Source organism: Methyloparacoccus sp. NF-16, from assembly GCF_056880625.1.
On sequence record NZ_CP174130.1, the window covers coordinates 1,717,384 to 1,737,511 of the forward strand.

The window sequence follows — 20,128 nt, forward strand, 5'->3', positions numbered from 1 at the left end:
GTCAGGGAGTCGCTGCTCATGTGGCAGTTTGTGCCGCATGGTGCGGCAATCCGGGTAGGTTTAGGGTATCGACAAGTGCGTAACGTCATCGCTAATGGCCATATGCTGGCCCTGTCATCATTGGTTTTCATGCTGGACAACGCGGCCGCGTTGGCGGCCACGCAAGCAGCCAGAGGGTTCGACAACCGTAGCAATGGGCTGGTTGTCCAGGGCGACATGAATCATGATCGCTCCTTTTTTGAAAAGACATGGACGGCAGAAATGGGGCTGGGGCCCGTCTTTAATGGCGAATCCTGCGTCGAATGCCATAACGACCCGGTTCCCGGGGGGTATAGCAAAGTCACGGTTACCCGTGCCGGCGTGTTTGACGGCCAACATTATTTTGACTTGCCGGGTGGATCGCTGTTCCATGAGAAGGCCATTCTGCCTTCCATTCAGGAAACGGTTCCATCGGCAGCCAATGTGATTGTCAAACGCCTGTCAACCAGCCTCTTGGGAGCGGGTTACGTCGAAGCCATCGCGGACGAGACCTTGCTCGGGATTGCCCGGAGGCAGGCGGCTGAAACTCATGGAGACATTGAAGGCGAAGCCGTGATGGTCGACGTGCTGGAGGCCCCCGGCCTGAAAAAGGTGGGGCGATTTGGCTGGAAATCGCAACATGCGACGTTGCTGTCATTTTGTGGGGACGCCTTTCACAGCGAGATGGGCGTCAGCAATTCGGTGGTACCGACAGAGATCACCTCGAATGGTCAATCGCTCGCGGCTTACGATATCCGGGCTGATCCAGAAAGCAACGGCTGGGAAGTCCAGTTGGTGGCTGAATTCATCAGGGCGACAAAGGCGCCACCTCGTGATGCCAGGCTCGAGAGATCAGCGACAGTCAAGGCCGGGAGCAAGTTGTTCGATAGCGTGGGGTGTGGCGTATGCCATGTTCCGACGCTGACAACGGCCAGGACAGGTTCGCTCCTGGCAGGTATCGCTTCGGCAGTCCCCGCAGCCCTTAGGAGCAAGACTATTCACCCATACAGCGATTTCCTCCTCCACGATATCGGTACCGGGGATGGCATTGTTCAGAACGGGCCCGCTTCAACCCGCAACAAGATGAGAACCGCGCCGCTGTGGGGCCTGAGAATCCGCAGTGAATTCCTGCACGATGGTAGTGCCCATACCCTTGCCGAAGCGATAGAACGGCACAGGGGAACCGCGTCCAAGGTGGTCGAGCGATACAAGGCGTTGACCAAAGGACAACAGGCCAGGCTGCTCAAGTTCCTGCGTTCGCTGTGAGCAGTCAGCCTTGTCCGAAAAATCAACCTTGACCCGGGGCAGCGCGCCTCGCGCGTGCTCCCCCAGGTGATGCCCCGGGTCATTTGCGTGCGTCGGCCTCTCCGCGCTAACGAACGTTACAGGCGTTGCCCCAGGTTACGTTGTTCGACACGATCGAACCATCCTTGAGGCGGTTGGCGGCAATCTTGCACACCAGCGCCCAATTGCTGGATTGATCCAGGATGAAGAATTCCTGGGTACTGTCGGCTATGACCGGCGTGACACTCGGATTGTTGTTGGCAATCGCGGGGGGCAGGCTGTGCAGGACATCTCCGTTCTGTACCACCTGGAGCTGTCGGTCGGCATAGTTCATGACGGTGATGCTGGCGTCCTTGGTGACTGGCTGAAGGGCGGGATTGAAGTTGTCGGGACAAGCCACCGTGGCGGGATTGCTGGCCGGCAGTGGCAAGACCTTGTTTTCGACAGCCGCAAATTGCGTGGCCAGGGCTTGTGCCCCACCCCAGGCGGTTTCCGGGAGACTGGCGCCATCGTCGTAGTACAGCCCGAAGTTGTTCGATTCGTTGAAGAACTCGTAGGCGGTCTCGCCGGAGAGATTGTTGATCAGGCTGTCCCGGTCATAAAACGCACCGACGATCTTCCAATCCCGGGTATGGGGCTTGTTGCTGTTGATGACCGTGCCCTCCTCGTCCAGGTACACCGGCACCGGCAGATTCGCCACCTCCTGCGCAAAGTCGTCGAGGGCGCCCATGTCGCCATTCTGCTGATAGCGATAGACATTCGCACCGATGTAATCGGCCCGCTCGGCGACGTTGGTCCCGCAGGCATAGTATTGCGACGCGATGTCGGTGCCCACCAGACCGTTCAGGTTGGCGGGAATGGTCGAGGTCGGCACATCCCGCAGGGCGATCCCCACCGGGATGGTCCGGCCCTTGCTCTTCAGATAGGCCTTGGCATCCCGCATCATGGACTTCTCGATGGAAGCGGCCCGTTTCTCCAGCATGACCGTGCGCGCGATGCAATCCTCGGGGGTATGGCACTGCCTGGGGCTCTCCGACTGGGTGACATAGGCGTAGGTGCCGAGCGGGTCCAGCACCTCGTTGCCGACGGAGAAGCTGAGGACATTGTCGTACTTGGCAAAATCGTCGATCACCTGGCGAATGCGCTTTTTCAGCGCCGTGGTGTACTGCGGATTGACACGATTGACGTTGATGGTATCGGAGGTGATGGAAATCTCCGCATAGATGCCGTTCCGCTTGAGCAGATTCATGACATTGTCATGCCCTTTGGTCACGTCGACCTGATAGACCCGCACCATATTGACATGCAGCGCCTGTAGCTTGGGCAGGATGTTGTCCCGCGTATAGGCAAAATTGTTGTCCGCCAGCAAGTCGTTGTTGATATTCAAGGGCGCCAGGGCCACGCCCCGGACCATGAACCGCTGGCCATTGCCCGCCACCAGCGCCTTGCCCTGAACCTGTACGCGCCCCTGGAACGGGGCTGCCGAGACCGTGGCGGAACAGCAGGCGACAGCCAGAGCGGCTGCAAGGGTAGAAATGACAATCTTGATCTTCATCGATGCGCTCCGTGGGTTATTGTCTTTCGATACCGCACTTTGTCACCCTTATCTTGATGCATGGCATTGCAAATGAGAGTGCACCGCCATGCTGACGGAAAAATCACCCGTTTGCAATCGGGTCAATGACAGCAGGTGACGCGAGGCACACACCCACCAACCTGGCTGCATCCTGGATTGTCAGGATCGTCGGGAGATTCACTTTTCACCTCTAAAAAAACGGGGAATGACTCGCCACAAAGCAAGACGCGCTCGGCCTGAACCGATGCCAGCAATATTCGCCTTAGCCTCCCGTTGCGGGTGATTTGGTGAAGCGATATTCCATTATTCTTAAAACCAAAAATACAAGTATTCACGGATATGATTCTGCCTCGCATATTCAAATCTGCATACCGGAACCTACCGGGTCAGATATCCACTGCAACATCGGTAATCTCCAAGGCTCAGTCACTTATAATTTCGGCCTTGGCAATCATTGAGATGTCGCTCACGAGGGCGAGGCTGCTTGCCTATGCTCGCCTCACCCTGATTACCTTTCTGGTGACCGGCCTGGCCTGGGTCTGGCTATCCCATAATCGTGTTGACATCTCCGGCAATCCATTGGGTGGCGATTTTTCCGTCTTCTGGGCAGCCGCTAAACTGGCTGAAGCAGGGAATGCTGCAGAAGCCTACGATACCAGCCGATTGAATGAAGTACAGCGGCTGGCCATACCCAATGTCGAAGCTCGATATGGATGGTTCTACCCGCCAAATTTCCTGCTGATCTTGTGGCCACTATCGAAACTTGACTATCCTGTCGCCTTCTGGACATTCATGCTCGCAACGGCCGGAGCATATTTTTTCATCCTGCACCGAGCTGCCGAGGGGATCCCCATTCTGTTCCTGATGGCCTTTCCCGGATTTTTCGTAAACCTGATTCAGGGGCAGAATGGATTTCTGACTGCGGCATTGGCAGGTCTGTCTATCCTGCTGATGGAGCGACGTCCCAGGCTTGCCGGAATATTGATAGGTTTGATGATCATAAAGCCTCATCTTGCCGTGCTGTTTCCCATCTCGTTGATCGTCTCCCGCTCTTGGAATACACTTGGCATTGCTGCGATTACAGCGGTCGGCTTTACTGTCCTGAGCAGTCATGTGCTAGGCTGGGAAACGTTCAAGACGTTCATGGACAATCTCCATATCGCTCGGACCCTCATCGAAGAGGGAGGCTTGATCCAGAACAAGATGCCCAGCGTGTTTGTCACCCTTCGTCGGGCAGGACTTCCCATCAATCTGGCCTGGCTCGCTCATGGCCTGCTGGGCGCATTGGTGGCATTGACAGTCTTCCGGACATGGAAAACCTCGGCACCCCTTCCCCTGAAGGGAGCCATGCTGATGACAGCCAGCCTCTTGACGACGCCTTACCTGTATGATTACGACCTGGCCTGGCTCGCCTTTCCTATACTATGGGTGATCAAATCAGGATGTCAGTCAGGGTGGCTACCTATGGAGCGGATAACCTGCTTCCTGGCATGGTATCTACCAATACTCGTCCTTCCATTAGCAAAACTGACAGAATGGCCAGTCGCCCCTTTTCTGATCGGGTTGCTTCTCTGGATTTCCATCAGACGCTGTATAATGGCAGGCCAAGCCACCGAAAAAACACGCGTGAGCCGTGCCGGCAATCATCACCCATCGAGCGATATCGTTTGAATCATGGAAGAGCTTGTTAGAAGATCGTTATTACTAGGTTCGCTCGGTGTGCTGACGGCCAGCTTTACCTTGATACCGCAATCCATACTCGATCCGGACATTGGGTGGCACATCAGGACCGGCCAATGGATACTGGAACACTGGAACCTACCCAACAGTGACCCATTTTCGGCCTATGGGGAAGGTAAAGATTGGATTGCTTATAGCTGGCTCTTTGAGATCATTCTGTATCTCTTCCATGCCCGTCTGGACCTGGTCGGATTGCCCCTCTTCACCGCCACCCTGACGTTCCCTATCGCAGGCGTATTGCTATTTTCGCTCCGGCGCCATAACCGCGATCCAGGCACACTCGTTGTGCTGACGGCGTTCGGCATTCTAGGCATGGCGGGTCTGCTCCAAACCCCGCGCCCCTGGCTGATCAGCATTCTGTTCATGACGATCGAGCTTGATCTGCTGCTGGAAGCCCGTTCAAGCGGCCGGACCGGTCGGCTTTACCTCTTGCCCATTCTGTTCTGGCTGTGGGCCAGTATGGCCATACAGTTCATCTATGGCCTTTACGTGCTGGGTCTGTTTCTCCTTGAGCCAGCACTGGCCCATGTGCTACGGAAACCAGGGCTGCCCATGGCACCGGCCAAGGCCATCGATCGTAAAGTCTGGATTGCCGCCGGGCTGGCGGTTGCCGCAACCTGGCTGACACCCTACTACCACGAACTCTATCTCGAACTCTTCAAGGTCATTGGTCAAACCGGGGTTTTCACGACCATTGGCGAACTGCGAGCGATGCCATTCCGGTCTTTTGACGACTGGGTGGTGTTGGCGGTCGCCATCGGTGCCGCCTTTGTATTGGGCAGAAAGCGCGAACTGGATGGTTTTCTGATTCCCCTGTTCCTCACCGGGCTGGTGCTGGCATTCCGCGCACGGCGCGATGTCTGGTTCCTGCTCCTGCCATCCCTGGTGATTCTGGCATCCGCCCTGCCGCGACCAAAGCCCGGGGAAACCAGCTTCACGCGCCCGCAATTGCTGGTCAGCCTTTTGCTGACCCTGCTGGTTACCAGCGTCGGCATGCGCATCCGTCATGTCGACAATCCTCAGCTGACCCGGCTGCTGGCGGACAATTTCCCCCAGCGTGCGATCGATGTGGCCAGGCTGCACCGCCTGCAAGGGCCGCTCTACAACCATTACGATTGGGGCGGTTACCTGATCTGGCAATTGCCCGAACACAAGGTCAGCCTGGATGGCCGGGCCAACCAGCACGGCGACGAACGCATCGAGCGATCCCTGCGCACCTGGTCCGGCAAACCCGGATGGGCTGATGACCCGGAACTGCTTGGTGCAAACCTGGTGATTGCCCAGCGGGACCAGCCCTTGTGTTCGCTGCTCAAGCTGGACCCGCGCTTCGCGCTGTTCTACGAGGACAACGTAGCCGCGCTGTTCATCTCGCGCCCGACGCCAAAAGCCCTGCCGGGCATCGCCGCGCCGTGAATACGGACCCGGCCCCGCCTGTCAGTCCGAGTGCGGGAGTTCTCCGCTGAGCAGCCGGCGCAGGTTCTCGTTGGCCAGCGTGTGATAGGCCGGCGAGGTACGGATGGCCTTTTCAAAATATTCGTGCGCGGTATCCGGTTCACCCTGGGTCATGTAGATGTAACCCAGATCATTGTAGGCATCGGCTTCATCCATCACCTGCCGGAAGGCCGCCAGTGCGCCCTTGTCGTCCCGCTGGCGGGCCAGCAGCAGCCCCTTGTTCAGCCAGGCGCCTTCATGGGCCGGGTCGATTTTCAGGGCCTGCTCGTAGGCCTGCATCGCCCCCGGCCAGTTACCGGCCAGATAGCGTGAGTAACCCAGGTTGGTCAGGATACCGGCATCGTCGGGGTGGATGCGCAGTGCCTGCTGGTAATGGCCCTGGGCTTCCGCATGCCGGCCGTCGCGGTCGGTCAGCAAGCCCAGGGCGTTGTGCGACGGCCAGCGCCTGGGATCGGCGGCAATCGCGGCCCGGAAGGCAGCCAGCGCACCCGCCGAATCGCGATCGTTCAGCTGGCACAGGCCCAGCCCCTCCTGGGCGGCCGGGTCACGCGGATTCCGCTTGATCAGCATCCGGTAGGCGACCTCGGCCAGTTCCCGGTTGCCTTTCTCCCGGTGCAGATCGCCGGTTGCCTGCAAGGCTTCGGCATTCAGCGGATCGCGTTCGAGAGCCCGCACGAACAGATACAGTGCCTCATCGTCCCTGTGTTCCTTGCGCGCCAGCCGGGCCTTCTGCAGCAACTGTGGCAGGTCCTCGCGAGACGTTGCCAGCCCGGCCGAAGCCTCCGGGTTGCCGTCGAAATGGACCGATGTCCTGACATCCGGCGTGCCGGCCACGCAACCCGCCAGGATCGCCGGGATGATGGTCCAGACACAGCGGAGACCTGAATGCTTGGGCATGAGCCTCTCCCGCTTCAGAAATTCTTCACCAGACTGATCATGGCCGGGCCAATGGCGGCCACGAAGAAGGCCGGCATGAAGCAGACCACCATGGGAAAGATCATCTTGGTCGCCAGCTTGGCCGCTTCTTCCTCGGCCTTCTGCATGCGCTGCTCGCGGAACTCCTCGGAATAGACGCGCAGGGTTTCGGCGACACTGGTACCCATGCGCATGCTCTGGATCAGCAGCACCACCAAGGCCTTTATATCCTCCAGTCCGGTACGGTCGATCAGGCTCCGCAAGGCGCGCTCCCGGTCGAGCCCGGCCCGTATCTCGCCCAGGACGATGGCCATCTCCTCGGCAAACTCGGGATGGATATCCGCCAGCTCCCGGGTGACGCGGACCAGCGCCGCATTCAGGCTCAGGCCCGCCTCGGTGCAGATCACCAGCAGATCCAGCAGGTCCGGCACGGCGTTCTGCAACAGCCGCTGGCGCCGCTCGATCATCTTGTCCAGGCAGTAACTGGGAATGATCATGCCGACGACGAAGGCAAACCCGGCGTAGGGCGTCAGTTCCCGGAATGTCATCCCCGGCACCACGGCCGGCAGCAGCATGACCAGCAGGGGCAGCAGCAGCATCGCGGTCGTGCGCACCGTGAAGTAGCTTGCCATGGCCGTTGAGGACCGGTAGCCGGCCAGGCGCAGGCGCTGCGAGTTCAGGGCCAGGGCCTTGTCGTTGCGGGGCAGGAAAATCGTCGTGAACTTGTCCCAGGATGTCTGCTCGGCGAGATTCGGGGCGATGGATCGGATTGTCGATGGACCGGGCTCGTCGATCAGGCCCAGCGACCGTCGGCGATCGTCCAGGCGCTTCTCCTGGGGTAGAAAGACCCACAGACAGAGAAAGATCGCCAGTTGCAGCAGCACAACCTGAACGCCGAGCAACAGCCAGCCCTCGAATGATTGCGGCAGCCAGGACAGGAATTCGGCGGACATGCGGACGACGGCTCAGACTTTCAGGTTCAGCAATACGCGCAGCCAGACAACGCCCACGCCCATGAAGCCCAGCGCGTAGGCGATCATGGTCTGCCCACTGGGATCGTTGATGAACTCCCGGATCATCGTGGGCTGCAGCAGGGTGATGCCGCCAAAGATGACAAATGGCATCAGGCCCATGACCCAGGCGGAAATCCGCCCTTCCGCCGTGAGCGTCCTCATACGGCGCTGAAAGCTGAAACGCCCGCGAATGACGCCGCTGATCTTCACCAGCGACTCGGCCAGGTTGCCGCCGCTCTCGCGCTGGATCATGACCGTCGTCACCATCGCCATCAGCGTCACGCTGGGCATGCGAATGACCAGGTTGTTCAGTGCCGTGCGCACCTCGATGCCGGCATTGATCTCCTCGAAAGCCATGCGGAATTCCGTGGCAATCGGGTCGTCCATGTCGCGCGCCACCTGCCGCAGTGCCTCGGCGAACGGGTAACCGGCCAGCAGCGCCCGCACCATCGCATCCAGCGCCCCCGGCAACTGCTCCTCGAACCTGTTGAAGCGTTTCAGCCGGTCGCTCCTGAGTTTCAGGAAGGGCGCCGCCGTTCCCAGGCCGCCCAATGCCAGGCTGACGGGCATGGAATGGGACAGCAGCCAGCCCAGCGCCAAACCGGCGGGCAACAGCAGGATGGCGGCCAGTATGTAGGCATAGCCGGAAATCGACTGACTGGGATGCTCAAGCGAACGGGCCAGCCGCTGCATGCCCGGGATCCAGCCGAGGCCCTGCTCCAGCAGCGAGGGCGTGCGCCGGAAGCGCTCCCGCAGCACGCTCATGGAAACCCCCACGGGTTCCTCGTGCGCCAGGCCTTCCATGCGACGCCGCAGACGCTGCATTTCCCGGCGACTGGTCGTCTGGTTCGGCACGATCAGCACCTGCGCCAGCAGGAAGAACGCACCGAACAGCAGAATCAGGAAGATGACGAGAGCGTGCTTGTCCATGAGGTTGATCGCGGTTCCCGCCGCCGCGGGTATCCTGCCCTTGCTGGCGACATCATCAGAGGCTGAAAATCTCGTTCGGTGGCGCAATCCCCCGGCGCTGCAGGCGATCGAAGAACAGCGGCACCACGCCGGTGGCCCTGAGATTGCCCCGCACCCGGCCCAGGTCGTCCAGGCCGCGCCGCTCGAAGGTGAAGATTTCCGCCAGGGTGATGACATCCGCTTCCATGCCCTGCACCTCGGTCAGGCTCAACAGGCGCCGGCTGCCGTCCTCCAGCCGGGCCACCTGGATGATGGCATCCAGCGCCGAGGCAATCTGCGCATGCACCATTTTGGCGGGCAGGTCGATGCCGGACATCGCCACCATGCTCTCCAGGCGCGCCAAGGCGTCGCGGGGAGAGTTGGCGTGAATGGTGGCCAGCGAGCCATCGTGGCCGGTGTTCATCGCCTGCAGCATGTCGAACGCCTCCTCGCCGCGGATTTCGCCCAGGATGATGCGCTCCGGCCGCATGCGCAGGGCGTTCTTCACCAGCTCGCGCTGCTTGATTTCGCCCTTGCCCTCGACATTGGCCGGCCGCGTTTCCAGGCGCACCACATGCGGCTGCTGCAACTGCAACTCGGCGGCATCCTCGATGGTGACGATACGCTCGTCGACCGGAATGTAGCCGGACAGCACGTTCAGCATCGTCGTCTTGCCGGAGCCGGTGCCACCCGAGATGAGGATGTTCAGGCGCCCGCGGACCATGGCCTTCATCAGCTCGGCGATGGCCGGCGTAAGGGTGCCGAGGGTGATCAGGTTCTCGGTTCGCAGCCGCTCCGCCGGGAACCGGCGTATCGACATGCAGGGGCCATCGATGGCCAGCGGCGGGATGATGACATTGACCCGCGAACCGTCCTTGAGGCGCGCGTCCACCATCGGCGAGGATTCGTCGATGCGCCGGCCGACCGCGGTCACGATCCGGTCGATGACGCGCATCAGGTGCGCGTCGTCGTGGAACTTCAGCGGCGTCAGCTCCAGCTTGCCGTGCCGCTCCACGTAGATCTGCTGGGAGCCATTGACCAGGATGTCGGTCACCGTCGGGTCATCCAGCAACGGCTCCAGAGGCCCCAGCCCGAGAATCTCGTCCTCGACGCTGCGCGTGATGACCTCGCGCGAGGCGGCGTTGAACGGCAGGGCATGCTTCACGAACAGCTGCTGGACGATGTCGCGGATCTGCCGGCGCGCCTCCGCCGGCTCCAGCTCGATCATGACCGACAGGTCGATCATCTCCATCAGTTCCCGATAGAGCTTCAGCTGCCATTCCCGCTCCGATTCGTTCAGCCCCCGCAGGACCAGGCGCTCGTGGGCGCTCCAGTGGGCTGGCGGCTCCTGCCGCGCCGGGGCAGCCCCTGGCGTCGCCTCGACCGGGGCCGTCGCCGCGTTTCTCAGGCCGCGCAGACGTTCCTTCAGGTCCATGGCCTACCCCTTGCCGGCCAGCCAGGCCCGCAGCTTCCCGGAAAAGGTGGGCGGCGTCTCCTCGGCCGGCTTGATGCCCATCATCCAGCCGGTCAGCTGCAACAGGGCCTGGGTGACCGGCGACTTGGGCGCATGCTCCAGCAACGGTATCCCGAGGTTGGCCGCATCGTTGACGCTGCGGAAATCGCTGGGCACGATGCCCACGATCCGCAACTGCAAGGCGTTCTCGATATCCTGCAGGCTGATGGGATTGTTTGCCTCGAACCGGTTGACGACCAGGGCGATGCGGTCGGGCGTCACCTGCAAGTCCTCGCGCAGGATGCGGACCAGCTTCTGGCCATTGCGGATGTTCTGGAAATCCTGCTGCACCACCAGCACGATGCGGCGCATCTTCTCGATGATCAGGCTGAAGGTGGAATCGATCACGCACGGCAGATCGACCACGATCTGGCCATAGTTCCTGATCAGGATTTCCAGCAACTGGTAAAGCTGCCGCTCGGTCACATCGCCCGGCAGCAGGATTTGCGAGGGCAGCGCGCCCATGACATGCAGGCCGCTGGGATGCGCCGCGACATACGCCTTGAGGGCGACCTCGTCGATGGCGTCCACGGCGTCCAGCGCCTCGCGCAGGCCCTTTTCCGGCTTCAGGTCGAGATTGAGGTACTGCGAGCCGAACTGGCAATCGAGATCCATCAACAGGCTCGGCACGTGATAACGCGCCACCAGCATGTGCGCGACGCCCATGGCCACGGTCGAGGCGCCGCCGCCGCCCTTGGGACTCAGGAACGCCGTCAGCGCATGGCCGCCGCTGCCCGACTCGCTGGTCAGCTCGTCCTGAATCTTGTGCACGGCCTGCCGCAGTTCCTCGGCGGCCAGCGGCTGGGTGATGAAATCCCGGGCGCCGGCCTGCATGGCCAGCCGGATGTGCTGCAGATCGCTGTCCTTGGGCAAGCCGACCACCAGCAGCGCCGCCGGCCGCTGCGCGGGCGGACGAACGATCAGGGCGCCCAGTTCCAGCTCGGCCTGCGCGCTCAGGCAGTGCACCAGCAAATCCGGCAGGGGACCCGGCTTGCCCAGGGGGTCCGTCTCGTGGTGCGGCAGCAGGCTGATATCCAGCTTGAGCTCGCGCAGGGGCGCCAGCGCCTCGGCGATCTTCTGCAGCAGATCGACCTGATGGCCGGTGATCAGGACGCGGAAGGTTCTTGGCATGGTCGGTCGATGGCGAAGGTAATCAGCAACCTTGAGCGTCGAGGCCTATCCGGACGCGGCCGGCCGGTACCGCCAGATCTCGGGGAAAGGACCGGATTAGGCACGAACGGAGCTCCCCGGCGGCACGATGGCGGCAGACATTCAGTGGCATGGCTACTCAGGATTTCCAAAGATTACCGTTTCGGTCGTGGAAGTTAATGTCCGGTTTATGTTTCCGGGTACGAGTGGATGCGGCACGATGGCGGTATAGGGAACCGATACGGTCACCGTGAACGTCGAGCCACCACGCTTGCCGGAGGGATCATCCCAGGCTGGATTGACTATGGCGGATTCCAGTCCGGGAAAGGCGTGGACAATGTCAGTGATCGCGGCTTCGTCCACGCCCCCGCCTTTCCGCGCGGCAACGCGGGCCGCCCGGTTGGCGGCATAATTGACCGACTCGTAGAGCCAGAACAGACGCCCGTATTCCAGGATGCCGAAGATCAGCATGAACGCCAGCGGCAGCACCAAAGCAGTTTCGACCACGGTCAAACCGGCCTGGCGCTGGCCATACGCCAATTTGGACCTTCCTCGGCACGTCATGATCCACTTCGACAACGTCGATGGCTACGTCGGCCGCACATCACTGCAAGTAAATCCGTTCGACCTTCTGGGCACTCAGGAGGCAGGGCTGACCGTTCGCGTCGGCAACACTGTTGCTCTTGGAGACTGTCAGCCGGCCGCTGCCCACGGCAGAAATCCTGTTGGCCGTGACGGCGCCGTCGAGAAGCAACGCCGCTCCGCCGGAAACGGACAGATCCTGAGAGGGCAGACAGATAATTCCATCGCCGTTCAGTTGAGCGCTGCCTTCAATGGTATTCACATACCCGGGCACATCGGAATATAACAGGATATTCCTGAACGCCCCCGACGCTGGGGCAGCCAAGGAGATGGTCCTATCTCCTCCCGAAAAGCTGAAGGCCTTAAATGAACCACACAAGTTGATCGTTTGCTTGCCCTGATTTTCTGTCGGACACGCTGTTGGAACTGGTCCTGTGATGGGACAAGTGCTCGCGCCATTGCCGGCTTGCTTACGACATGTATTGTAGAAGGAAACGCCTGTTCCCTTTACCTTGGCACTATTGCCGATGCTCAAGCCTCCCCCCACGGTGATGATTTCAGTATTGTGCTGGAAGGTAATGTCAACATTACCTCCAAAATCCAACCCACCCCAGAATACATAAGTACCGGCCTTGAAGGTTGCCATCAATGATCCATCGAGTCTGAGCTTCCCACAATAGCTGCCTGGATTGAAGGTTGCCGTGCCCCAGTTTGGTGGTGAGGGACTTGGATTACAATGATCGTCCAAGCCAGGTGTGTCCGGCATGTCATCCGAGCCTAACGCTATTTGTGCTTGACCTGTTTCCGGGGTTGGCTTTATTGGATTCCCCCATTTGAATTCGTCATAGCCGCCGACGATCAGGATGTTGCCACCCTGCGTAGCTTCAATTGTGCCGCTTGGCTCAGTTTTCATGGCACTGTTTGCGGCAGAATTCACCCAGATATCACAGTTATTCGCATAAATCTTTGCCCCACCTGAGCTCAGAATGTCGGTGCCCAGCGCGCTTAAGGCAACCAGACAGACTGGACCGGACCCGCCACCAGCACCTCCTGCCACACTCCCAAGGTTCGCTGTCGCACACGCGCGGATCGTACCGGATGTGTTCAGCCAGGCATACTGATAGGGTTTGGAAATCAAAACTTCCACATATTCGCTGCCCGCTTTCGCGTTGTCACAAGCCCCCGATGAGGGGCTATTAATTGTAACGGTAACCGAATCGGCTAAATGCGTGAAGCCATTGGCGGCGGTGGCAGCACGCGCCTGGGTTTCGACCAGATCATTATTTCCGCGCGAGGCTTCCATGGCCCCCGCCAGCGCACCGGCGTTGGCGGCTACCTGCATGCGCTCTTTGAGTGTAATCATGCCGCCCGCGTCCAATGCCAGCGACGCCACGGCAAACAGAGACGCCAGCCCCACCGCGACCAGCGGCAGAATGGCCCCGCGTTGGCCCTCCCTGCCGCGACTCGTTCCCGCTTCTCCGAGACTCATGGCATACCTCGTCTACGCTATTGGACGCGATATTGCGACGACCGGGTGATCGTCCTGGCATTCCAGAAATATCGGGTCAGGGATTGTTGAAGGGTTTTGGTGGTGGTGATCCGGAAGGTAATTTGCGGGTCACCGTAACCGGGACAGGAGACCGTACTACCCGCGGCATCAATGTCAGCACAGGTCGAGTCCGAGGGCGAAAGCACATAACCCGCCGGACAACCGCAAAGCTTGTCGACCGTCACCTGGTTATCCGCCAGCAGGCAAGCGTTATTGCCATTTTTCACGGCGCATTTCACGGCATCCTTGATGGCCTGCAGATTGGGAATCGCAGCGCCAGACCCTTTGACCCACTTCTAATAAGCATATGCCGCCCCGGCATCCGCCGCGTAGGCCAGGTTGTCCGCCAGTGCCAGCGCCTGGCCGAAGTCGACCATGGCGAACATCAGCAGAAACAGGACCGGCGCGGCCAAGACAAACTCCACCAGCGCCAGACCAGTCATGCACGCCCTGCCCGACATCACCCCACGCCGCCGAAGCAATGTCACTGCGATCGGCCGGCTAGCCACGATGGCGGCCCTCGCCTACCCGTTCGCTGACATCATTGACCGCCGCCACCGCCACCCCCCCCCGATCCGCCGCTGCCACCCGATCCGCCGCCGCTCTGGACGTTGATCTGCGACATCTCGCGGACCCGTTCCGGCCGGCCGATATCCATCTGATAGCTGCGCTGCAGGGCCTTGGTTGCCTTCATGCCGGACATGCCATCCGGGGCGTGGGCCGCCGGGTGCGTGGCCTTGTCCTTGTCATGGATCTGATCCAGCATCACCACCCGCACGGATTCGCCGAAATTCCGCTCCACCCGGACGGGCTCAGCCATCCATTCCTGGCAGCCCGCCAGCGCTTGGGCCAGCAGCAGGGCCGCGATCCTCGGATTGATTGTCTGCGTCATGGCCTGTTCTCGTGTTGCCTTGGTCTGGGCAGGGCGTTCCACCGCGTCCCCCGGCGATCGGAAATCGATACGCCAGGCGCCGACGCCACCCCGGTCTTGCGGCACCATCCCGGCGATCGCTACGGTTTGCCGGGGCTTTTCCGGCTGTCCCGCCGACCGGCGTTCGTCGCTGCCCCGGCGCAAGGGGGCGCCCGGCTGGCCTGTCACTGCTCCTTGTTCTCCTGGATGGTCGGCCCGAAGTGCCCGCGCAAGCCCCCCATGTTGTTCTGCAGGCTGCGCGGCCGGGTCGCCAGGGGTTTGCGCGCCTCCGTCCGGCCCATGCCGTAGAACTCCAGGTCGCTGGGTTCGGCGAAGTTGTCGGTCGGCAGCCGGATCCTGTCCGGGTTCACCGGCTTGGCCAGCTGCGGCGTGACGAAGATCATCAGCTCCGTCTCGCTGCGGTTGTACTCCTGGCTGGTGAACAGCTGCCCCAGTACCGGCAGGTCGCCCAGCCCCGGGAATTTGGTGATCAGTTCGCGGGTGCGATCCTGGATCAGGCCGGCGATCCCCAGCGTCTGCCCGCTATCCAGTTCCAGCGAGGACGAGGCGCTGCGCTGGATCAGCGAAGGGATGGTGAAGGACTGCCCGGTCGCGCCCGCGGGCACGGTAACCGTGTCCTGGTTGCTGAGCTCGCTGACCATGACATTGACCTTGAGGCTGATGCGACCGGAATCCAGCACCACCGGCAGGAACTTGAGGATCACGCCGTAGTTGAAGAACTGCACCGAGATGCCGCCACCGGCACCACCGGCCGCACCGAACTGGGCGACGGGCACGGGGAAGGAGCCACCCGACTGGAATTCGGCATCCTGGCCGGAAATGGTGGTCAGGTTGGGCTCCGCCAGCACCTTGGCCAGGCCGTTGTCGCGGGCGGCATTGATGAAGGTGCGCACGGTGGCGTCGCTGCCGGCGAAGCGCAGGAACAGGGCGGCGGGGTTGTAGCTGGCGGCCGCCTGCTCCAGCGGCAGGTTGTTGATCAGCGCCTCGATGAAATCCGGCCCGGATATGGCGCCGCCCTTGATGTCCCCGCCGCCGAAGGCGCTGAAATCCACCTTGAGCCGGCGCGCCAGGCTGGTGGTCATCTCGGCCACGGTGACGCCCAGCATCACCTGCTGCGGCCCGCCGACCTGCATCAGGTTGATGACCCGGGGATTCATGTCGTACTGCATGACCCGCACGCCGCCGGCTCCACCACCACCGCCGCCCATGCCCCCGGCGCCCATCTGGCCCTGGCCACCGGGCATGTCGGGATTGGCAAAGGTGCCGGCGATGGCCAGCATGGCATTCATCTTGTCGACGCTGGAGACCTGCCCCGCCAGCACGATCGCGTTCTGGGAGGAATACACCCTGGGCGATTCGTCGGGGAAGATTTCGTGCAGCTTGGCCTTGAGGGCCTCCAGATCGTGGGTGACTTCCAGCTTGAGCGTGCGGAAGCAATCCTTTTCGTGATGGCGATTAACGCCGCACAGGACCACCGTGGTCGTTCCCAGCTTGTTGCCCATCACATAGAGATGATTGGGGTCCAGCAGCCGGACTTCGGCGATCTCGCCGGTGCCGATGGCGATATCCTGGGTATTGGCCGGCAGCTTGATGACCATGCCCTTGTTCATGGGCAGGGAATAATCGGTAGGCGTGGCAAGTACCGCTGCGGAAAGCAGGGCGAGCGCGCCCGCGAGCAGCAGCGGGCCGGGCAACATGCGTTGCCGATGGCGGCGGGGTTTCACCCGCCGGGACTGCGCCAAAGGATCGGCGGTGCACGATCTGTCCGGCACCCGACCCATGCCGGTCCGGCCGACGGTCTCCGCCGTCGCATGGCAATGGCGGGGGGTCATCGTATTGCGCCGGGTTCGCCCGTGATGGACCCGGCCCCATTCGGCTCGCGCGGCAGTTCAGGCGGACGGGCCGACTTGATGTCGAGAATCTGCGGACTGAGCTTCAACACCGAGAGTTCATCCTTTTCATCGACGGCAAAGCAGCGAAGGTTGCTGCAACGCAGCGTGTCCGACCTCTTCGCGCCGGAAATCACGGTCCGGGGAACGCCAGCCAGTCTGGGAGCGCCAAGGTTCGCGGAGGCCACGGGTTCTCTCGCGGCAGCGGGGGGAGCCGTTCCCCCCGCCTGTGCCTGGGACACGAAGTGGCGTTCGCCAAACAGGTGGCCATGATCGCCCGGATGACGCAGGGCCAGCTGGATCGAGCCCACCGACATCGCCTCCATGACCAACTCGGCCTGCTTGGCGCTCAGTTCCAGCATGATGGGTTCGTTGCCGATGGGTTTGTTCATTGCGTCCGGCGGGCCGACCACTCTTACATTCTGGGCCACGATCTCGACGACCGGCAGTTCGCTGTCATGCTGCGGGCGGGACAGCAGCACGTCGACGAAATCGCCGTCCTTGACCAGGCGCTTGAGCCCGGCCACCTCGTCCACCCGGATGGCCATGACCCGCTGGCTGGGCGTGACCGGATGCCCCGTGGCCTGCAGGCGCTGCCTGACCAGGGGCTCGTTGGGAAACACGGTCTGCGAAACGAACTGGCCCACCACGTCCTCGGCCCTTGCGAAAAAGGGCGAGGCGCCCGGCAGCATGTATTCCTGCGGCAGGGCGCGCTTGAGCACGGGCATCACCCGCACATCGCCCGGCCCGATTTTGGCCAGCCTGGGGATTTCCTTGACGGCCACGACGACCGGGACGGTTTCCTCCTGGACGACGCGCGCGCCGGATTCGCCCGAGTCGACCAGAAAGCGGTTGCCGATCCACACCGCGCCCAGCGCCAGCAGCAAGGCGATTGACAGTAACAGGATCGCCCGCCCATTCATATGTTAGGTGGAGTCCTGACTTGCAGAACAGCGAAAACCCTCATAAGCCTATCCGCAAGCCATCAGCCTAGAAAAGACAGATAAAAATAATGCAATTGTAACTGCGGATCTGACCAGTCGCTCCCGTTGTCCATCAGGGCAACAGAATGTCGGCATGGATAAATGCCAGCTCTCCCGGCCACAGGATGACAGTCAACAAACCGAGCGCGATCACAAAGGCGTAGGGGAAGCGCGTGGTGGCGGCGGTCTCGCCGGCATCCGGTGGTATATAGGCAAAGCGGCCGGTTCGCAGCAGGCAGGCCAGCATGAGGCCATAGCGCTTCAGGTATCCTGCGAGGCCGCCCCGAGCGAGCAAAATGGCAAACGCCGCGAATGAGCCGATCAACAAGGCATTCAAGCAGACAACCAGACTCAACGGCCACCCCATGCAGCAGCCTGCCGCCATGGCGAGCTTGACATCGCCCGCCCCCATCCAGCGGATGACGAAGAACGGAAAGAAAACGGCGAAGGGAACGGCCGCCCCGATCAACCCATCGGAAAATCCCGTCCAGCCCTCGACATAACCCTGGAGAGCCAGCGCAAGCAGGAACCCGTTGATGGTCAACCAGTTCGGCAGACGGTGCCGCGCAAAGTCTATGCAGGTACCAAAACCGACCAGAACAATGGCCAGAACCGTCAGAACGGAATTTGCCAGAACCTCACCCTCCCAGCGAGTCAAGATAGCAGTTAGCTGACTCTCGCAGGATGTGTATTGATGGCATATTTAATAGGATAGAACTGAAGGTGGCGAAACCGAGTGCTTCGCCACCAAAATAGTCGATATCTTGATTACCCAGATGGAACAGCTTACTCCAACATGCGGAATGCCACCAAGATTTCAGATGCTAGCTGCCAAGCGCGCTGTTCAAAACATTCAGCTTGGCTGACGCCTTGCTGCCAATAGCAGTGAAGACGGCAATAACGCCAGCGGCAATAACGCCGGCTGCAATGGCATATTCAACAACCGTCAAGCCCTCATCTTCCTTCCAGAAGGATTTCAGCAGCGATGTAATTGCGTTCATGATACACCTTATCGTTAAGCATAATACCAGAGCCTATGCAATCAAAACCACCATAATTAATGAAGAAGGCCTTGTTGCACAACTTTAATAATATGCCAACATCACCTGCTCGTCCATACAATTTTCAAGCGACCATCACGCTCGCCTAAGCCATTGTTTTTGATGTGCCATTCGGCAAGATCCGCCCGATGCACCGTCCCTGCAGGAGAAATGCCGCTCATGCCCTCAGCGCTTCAACCCGGCATGGGAACTTACAACGCGCAACGCGCGTGCATTAGCCATCCGCCCTGCAGGAAGGCGCCCAGAAGGCGGCGACAGCGGCAAGAAAGACGATGAGGAGCCCATAGCAATAGCGGCTACCCTCCCAAAGCCAGCTGGGCAGATCGTTCATTTCCGCTTCCCCCACCATCAGGGATGGCCATCCCGTCAACAGCAAGCCCGCCAGCAACGCCAGCCTCAAGACGATCCGATGCCGCCGTTCCGAGCTGTAACGCCAGATCAGCAGACCCGCCGGGATCAGCAAGGGGAAGTAGTACAGCCAGCCCAGCGGGCTCAGCAGCACCATGCCGGGCAGGCCGACGGCATGAATCGCATCGGCGGAGTGGAGGGTGCTCCCGTTGCGATGCTTCAGGGCAAGCCAGCCGATCAGGGCCGACAGCAGCAGCGCCACGCCCAGGAACAGCGGCCGGGTGATGGTTGGCAACCCCAGCCAACCGGGGTAGCTGGCATAGCCAAATACCCGCGACAGAAACCCCAGCAGGGAGGCATTCCAGCCATTGCCATACCAGGCAATGCCGCCCAGGGTCGAGAGATAATCGGTGTAGGCATCGAATCCCAGGGCCAGACCCGCCGCCAGCACGCAGAGGCAGCAGATCAGCAAGGCAAGCAGGCTGGCACGTACATGTCCGGCCAGGGCATAGAGGGGGACCAGCAGCAGGACAAACGGCTTCAGGCTGACCGAAAGCCCCAGCCACAGGGCCGACTGGACAGACTTCCCTCGTCTCAGGGCCAACCAAGACAGCGTTATCGTCAACAGAACAAGGAAGCTGACCTGGCCGAACCAGACATTCACGAACACCGGAAAGTAGCCGAGAACCACCACCGCATGGATCAACGACCTGCCGGGAAACCGGCGCCGATCCGGATCGGCGCCGGTGATCAACCGGATGGCGGCCACCAGTGCCAGCAGCGAGAGGCCCATCCACAGACGCCAAGCCGTCGCCAGGTCGAGTTGCGCCAGGGGCCGGGTCAACCAGCCGAAAAAGGGCGGGTTCAGGTTGCCATGCAGGCAAGCTGGCGGCTCGATGACCTGGAGGGGGAGCAAAAAACTCTTGCCCGACGCTGGCGCCACCAAGGGATGGCCGCAACCGGAAGGTGGATTCACTGGCATGGACCAGTACATCGACAGTCCCTGCTGCAAGCGGGCACTGGAAAGGTAGAACTTGTAGAAGTCCGTCGCGGCGGGGTTCTTGGCCATGGTTGCCAGGGTCAGGGCATAGGCGCCCGCAAGCAGGCCCAGCAGCGCCGGCAATACGAAGAGGTGCATCAACCGTTTCAACGGCATGACATGCTCGAAAACATAATC

The 20,128-nt window shown here is 61.1% G+C and carries 19 protein-coding genes; 3 read left to right on the plus strand and 16 right to left on the minus strand.

Annotated elements, in window-relative coordinates:
- The first annotated feature begins 18 nt into the window (after window positions 1–18).
- Window positions 19–1,284 carry a di-heme oxidoredictase family protein gene (locus ACH5N8_RS08265; RefSeq protein WP_483280960.1) on the plus strand — a complete coding sequence of 422 codons (1,266 nt, stop codon included), beginning with the start codon at window positions 19–21 and terminating at the stop codon, window positions 1,282–1,284.
- A gap of 106 nt (window positions 1,285–1,390) precedes the next feature.
- Here the strand turns inward: ACH5N8_RS08265 and ACH5N8_RS08270 are convergent, their stop codons facing one another.
- On the minus strand, window positions 1,391–2,857 hold the full coding sequence (locus tag ACH5N8_RS08270; protein WP_483280961.1) for a glycoside hydrolase family protein: 1,467 nt from the start codon (window positions 2,855–2,857) through the stop codon (window positions 1,391–1,393).
- A gap of 465 nt (window positions 2,858–3,322) precedes the next feature.
- Here ACH5N8_RS08270 and ACH5N8_RS08275 point away from each other — a divergent pair, with 465 nt between their 5' ends.
- Together ACH5N8_RS08275 and ACH5N8_RS08280 are read left to right on the plus strand one after the other, a co-directional pair.
- Entirely contained in the window at window positions 3,323–4,549 is a 1,227-nt protein-coding gene (locus ACH5N8_RS08275; RefSeq protein ID WP_483280962.1) for a glycosyltransferase family 87 protein, read from the plus strand.
- A 3-nt stretch (window positions 4,550–4,552) separates the two neighbouring features.
- Window positions 4,553–6,031: a hypothetical protein gene (locus ACH5N8_RS08280; protein ID WP_483280963.1), complete on the plus strand. Its 1,479-nt coding sequence runs from the start codon at window positions 4,553–4,555 to the stop codon at window positions 6,029–6,031.
- A 21-nt stretch (window positions 6,032–6,052) separates the two neighbouring features.
- Here the strand turns inward: ACH5N8_RS08280 and ACH5N8_RS08285 are convergent, their stop codons facing one another.
- From ACH5N8_RS08285 to ACH5N8_RS08355, 15 genes are all read right to left on the minus strand, one after another.
- On the minus strand, window positions 6,053–6,967 hold the full coding sequence (locus ACH5N8_RS08285; RefSeq protein ID WP_483280964.1) for a tetratricopeptide repeat protein: 915 nt from the start codon (window positions 6,965–6,967) through the stop codon (window positions 6,053–6,055).
- Between the two features lie 14 nt (window positions 6,968–6,981).
- Complete coding sequence (locus ACH5N8_RS08290) at window positions 6,982–7,938, minus strand: type II secretion system F family protein (protein ID WP_483280965.1); 957 nt, start codon at window positions 7,936–7,938, stop codon at window positions 6,982–6,984.
- A 12-nt stretch (window positions 7,939–7,950) separates the two neighbouring features.
- The gene (locus ACH5N8_RS08295) at window positions 7,951–8,928 is read right to left on the minus strand and encodes a type II secretion system F family protein (RefSeq protein ID WP_483280966.1); all 978 of its coding nucleotides are present in this window, start codon (window positions 8,926–8,928) and stop codon (window positions 7,951–7,953) included.
- A gap of 55 nt (window positions 8,929–8,983) precedes the next feature.
- Window positions 8,984–10,381 (minus strand): TadA family conjugal transfer-associated ATPase, encoded by a 1,398-nt coding sequence (locus ACH5N8_RS08300; protein ID WP_483280967.1) that lies wholly within the window; start codon window positions 10,379–10,381, stop codon window positions 8,984–8,986.
- 3 nt (window positions 10,382–10,384) lie between these two features.
- Window positions 10,385–11,590: a CpaE/TadZ family protein gene (locus ACH5N8_RS08305; RefSeq protein ID WP_483280968.1), complete on the minus strand. Its 1,206-nt coding sequence runs from the start codon at window positions 11,588–11,590 to the stop codon at window positions 10,385–10,387.
- Between the two features lie 153 nt (window positions 11,591–11,743).
- The gene (locus ACH5N8_RS08310; protein WP_483280969.1) at window positions 11,744–12,148 is read right to left on the minus strand and encodes a TadE family protein; all 405 of its coding nucleotides are present in this window, start codon (window positions 12,146–12,148) and stop codon (window positions 11,744–11,746) included.
- A gap of 64 nt (window positions 12,149–12,212) precedes the next feature.
- On the minus strand, window positions 12,213–13,679 hold the full coding sequence (locus ACH5N8_RS08315; protein WP_483280970.1) for a pilus assembly protein TadG-related protein: 1,467 nt from the start codon (window positions 13,677–13,679) through the stop codon (window positions 12,213–12,215).
- A gap of 17 nt (window positions 13,680–13,696) precedes the next feature.
- Complete coding sequence (locus tag ACH5N8_RS08320) at window positions 13,697–13,966, minus strand: hypothetical protein (RefSeq protein WP_483280971.1); 270 nt, start codon at window positions 13,964–13,966, stop codon at window positions 13,697–13,699.
- 69 nt (window positions 13,967–14,035) lie between these two features.
- Window positions 14,036–14,182, minus strand: coding sequence for a TadE/TadG family type IV pilus assembly protein (locus ACH5N8_RS08325; RefSeq protein WP_483280972.1), 147 nt, complete (start codon window positions 14,180–14,182; stop codon window positions 14,036–14,038).
- 98 nt (window positions 14,183–14,280) lie between these two features.
- Entirely contained in the window at window positions 14,281–14,631 is a 351-nt protein-coding gene (locus tag ACH5N8_RS08330; RefSeq protein WP_483280973.1) for a hypothetical protein, read from the minus strand.
- A gap of 203 nt (window positions 14,632–14,834) precedes the next feature.
- Entirely contained in the window at window positions 14,835–16,502 is a 1,668-nt protein-coding gene (locus ACH5N8_RS08335; protein ID WP_483280974.1) for a type II and III secretion system protein family protein, read from the minus strand.
- Complete coding sequence (gene cpaB, locus ACH5N8_RS08340; protein WP_483280975.1) at window positions 16,499–17,482, minus strand: Flp pilus assembly protein CpaB; 984 nt, start codon at window positions 17,480–17,482, stop codon at window positions 16,499–16,501. The genes ACH5N8_RS08335 and cpaB overlap by 4 nt, the downstream gene beginning before the upstream one ends.
- 133 nt (window positions 17,483–17,615) lie before the next feature.
- Window positions 17,616–18,200: an A24 family peptidase gene (locus ACH5N8_RS08345; protein ID WP_483280976.1), complete on the minus strand. Its 585-nt coding sequence runs from the start codon at window positions 18,198–18,200 to the stop codon at window positions 17,616–17,618.
- A 166-nt stretch (window positions 18,201–18,366) separates the two neighbouring features.
- Window positions 18,367–18,543 (minus strand): hypothetical protein, encoded by a 177-nt coding sequence (locus ACH5N8_RS08350; protein WP_483280977.1) that lies wholly within the window; start codon window positions 18,541–18,543, stop codon window positions 18,367–18,369.
- 274 nt (window positions 18,544–18,817) lie between these two features.
- On the minus strand, window positions 18,818–20,089 hold the full coding sequence (locus tag ACH5N8_RS08355) for a glycosyltransferase family 87 protein (RefSeq protein WP_483280978.1): 1,272 nt from the start codon (window positions 20,087–20,089) through the stop codon (window positions 18,818–18,820).
- Window positions 20,090–20,128 lie beyond the last annotated feature (39 nt).

Excerpts from the sequence above, each read along its gene's own strand:
- ACH5N8_RS08265 (WP_483280960.1), top strand. The coding sequence starts at position 19 with ATGTGGCAGTTTGTGCCGCATGGTGCGGCAATCCGGGTAGGTTTAGGG.
- ACH5N8_RS08355 (WP_483280978.1), bottom strand. The coding sequence starts at position 20,089 with ATGCACCTCTTCGTATTGCCGGCGCTGCTGGGCCTGCTTGCGGGCGCC.
- ACH5N8_RS08285 (WP_483280964.1), bottom strand. The coding sequence starts at position 6,967 with ATGCCCAAGCATTCAGGTCTCCGCTGTGTCTGGACCATCATCCCGGCG.
- ACH5N8_RS08350 (WP_483280977.1), bottom strand. The coding sequence starts at position 18,543 with ATGAACGCAATTACATCGCTGCTGAAATCCTTCTGGAAGGAAGATGAG.
- ACH5N8_RS08300 (WP_483280967.1), bottom strand. The coding sequence starts at position 10,381 with ATGGACCTGAAGGAACGTCTGCGCGGCCTGAGAAACGCGGCGACGGCC.
- ACH5N8_RS08315 (WP_483280970.1), bottom strand. The coding sequence starts at position 13,679 with ATGAGTCTCGGAGAAGCGGGAACGAGTCGCGGCAGGGAGGGCCAACGC.
- ACH5N8_RS08270 (WP_483280961.1), bottom strand. The coding sequence starts at position 2,857 with ATGAAGATCAAGATTGTCATTTCTACCCTTGCAGCCGCTCTGGCTGTC.
- ACH5N8_RS08325 (WP_483280972.1), bottom strand. The coding sequence starts at position 14,182 with ATGACTGGTCTGGCGCTGGTGGAGTTTGTCTTGGCCGCGCCGGTCCTG.
- cpaB (WP_483280975.1), bottom strand. The coding sequence starts at position 17,482 with ATGAATGGGCGGGCGATCCTGTTACTGTCAATCGCCTTGCTGCTGGCG.
- ACH5N8_RS08295 (WP_483280966.1), bottom strand. The coding sequence starts at position 8,928 with ATGGACAAGCACGCTCTCGTCATCTTCCTGATTCTGCTGTTCGGTGCG.
- ACH5N8_RS08280 (WP_483280963.1), top strand. The coding sequence starts at position 4,553 with ATGGAAGAGCTTGTTAGAAGATCGTTATTACTAGGTTCGCTCGGTGTG.
- ACH5N8_RS08335 (WP_483280974.1), bottom strand. The coding sequence starts at position 16,502 with ATGACCCCCCGCCATTGCCATGCGACGGCGGAGACCGTCGGCCGGACC.
- ACH5N8_RS08330 (WP_483280973.1), bottom strand. The coding sequence starts at position 14,631 with ATGACGCAGACAATCAATCCGAGGATCGCGGCCCTGCTGCTGGCCCAA.
- ACH5N8_RS08305 (WP_483280968.1), bottom strand. The coding sequence starts at position 11,590 with ATGCCAAGAACCTTCCGCGTCCTGATCACCGGCCATCAGGTCGATCTG.
- ACH5N8_RS08290 (WP_483280965.1), bottom strand. The coding sequence starts at position 7,938 with ATGTCCGCCGAATTCCTGTCCTGGCTGCCGCAATCATTCGAGGGCTGG.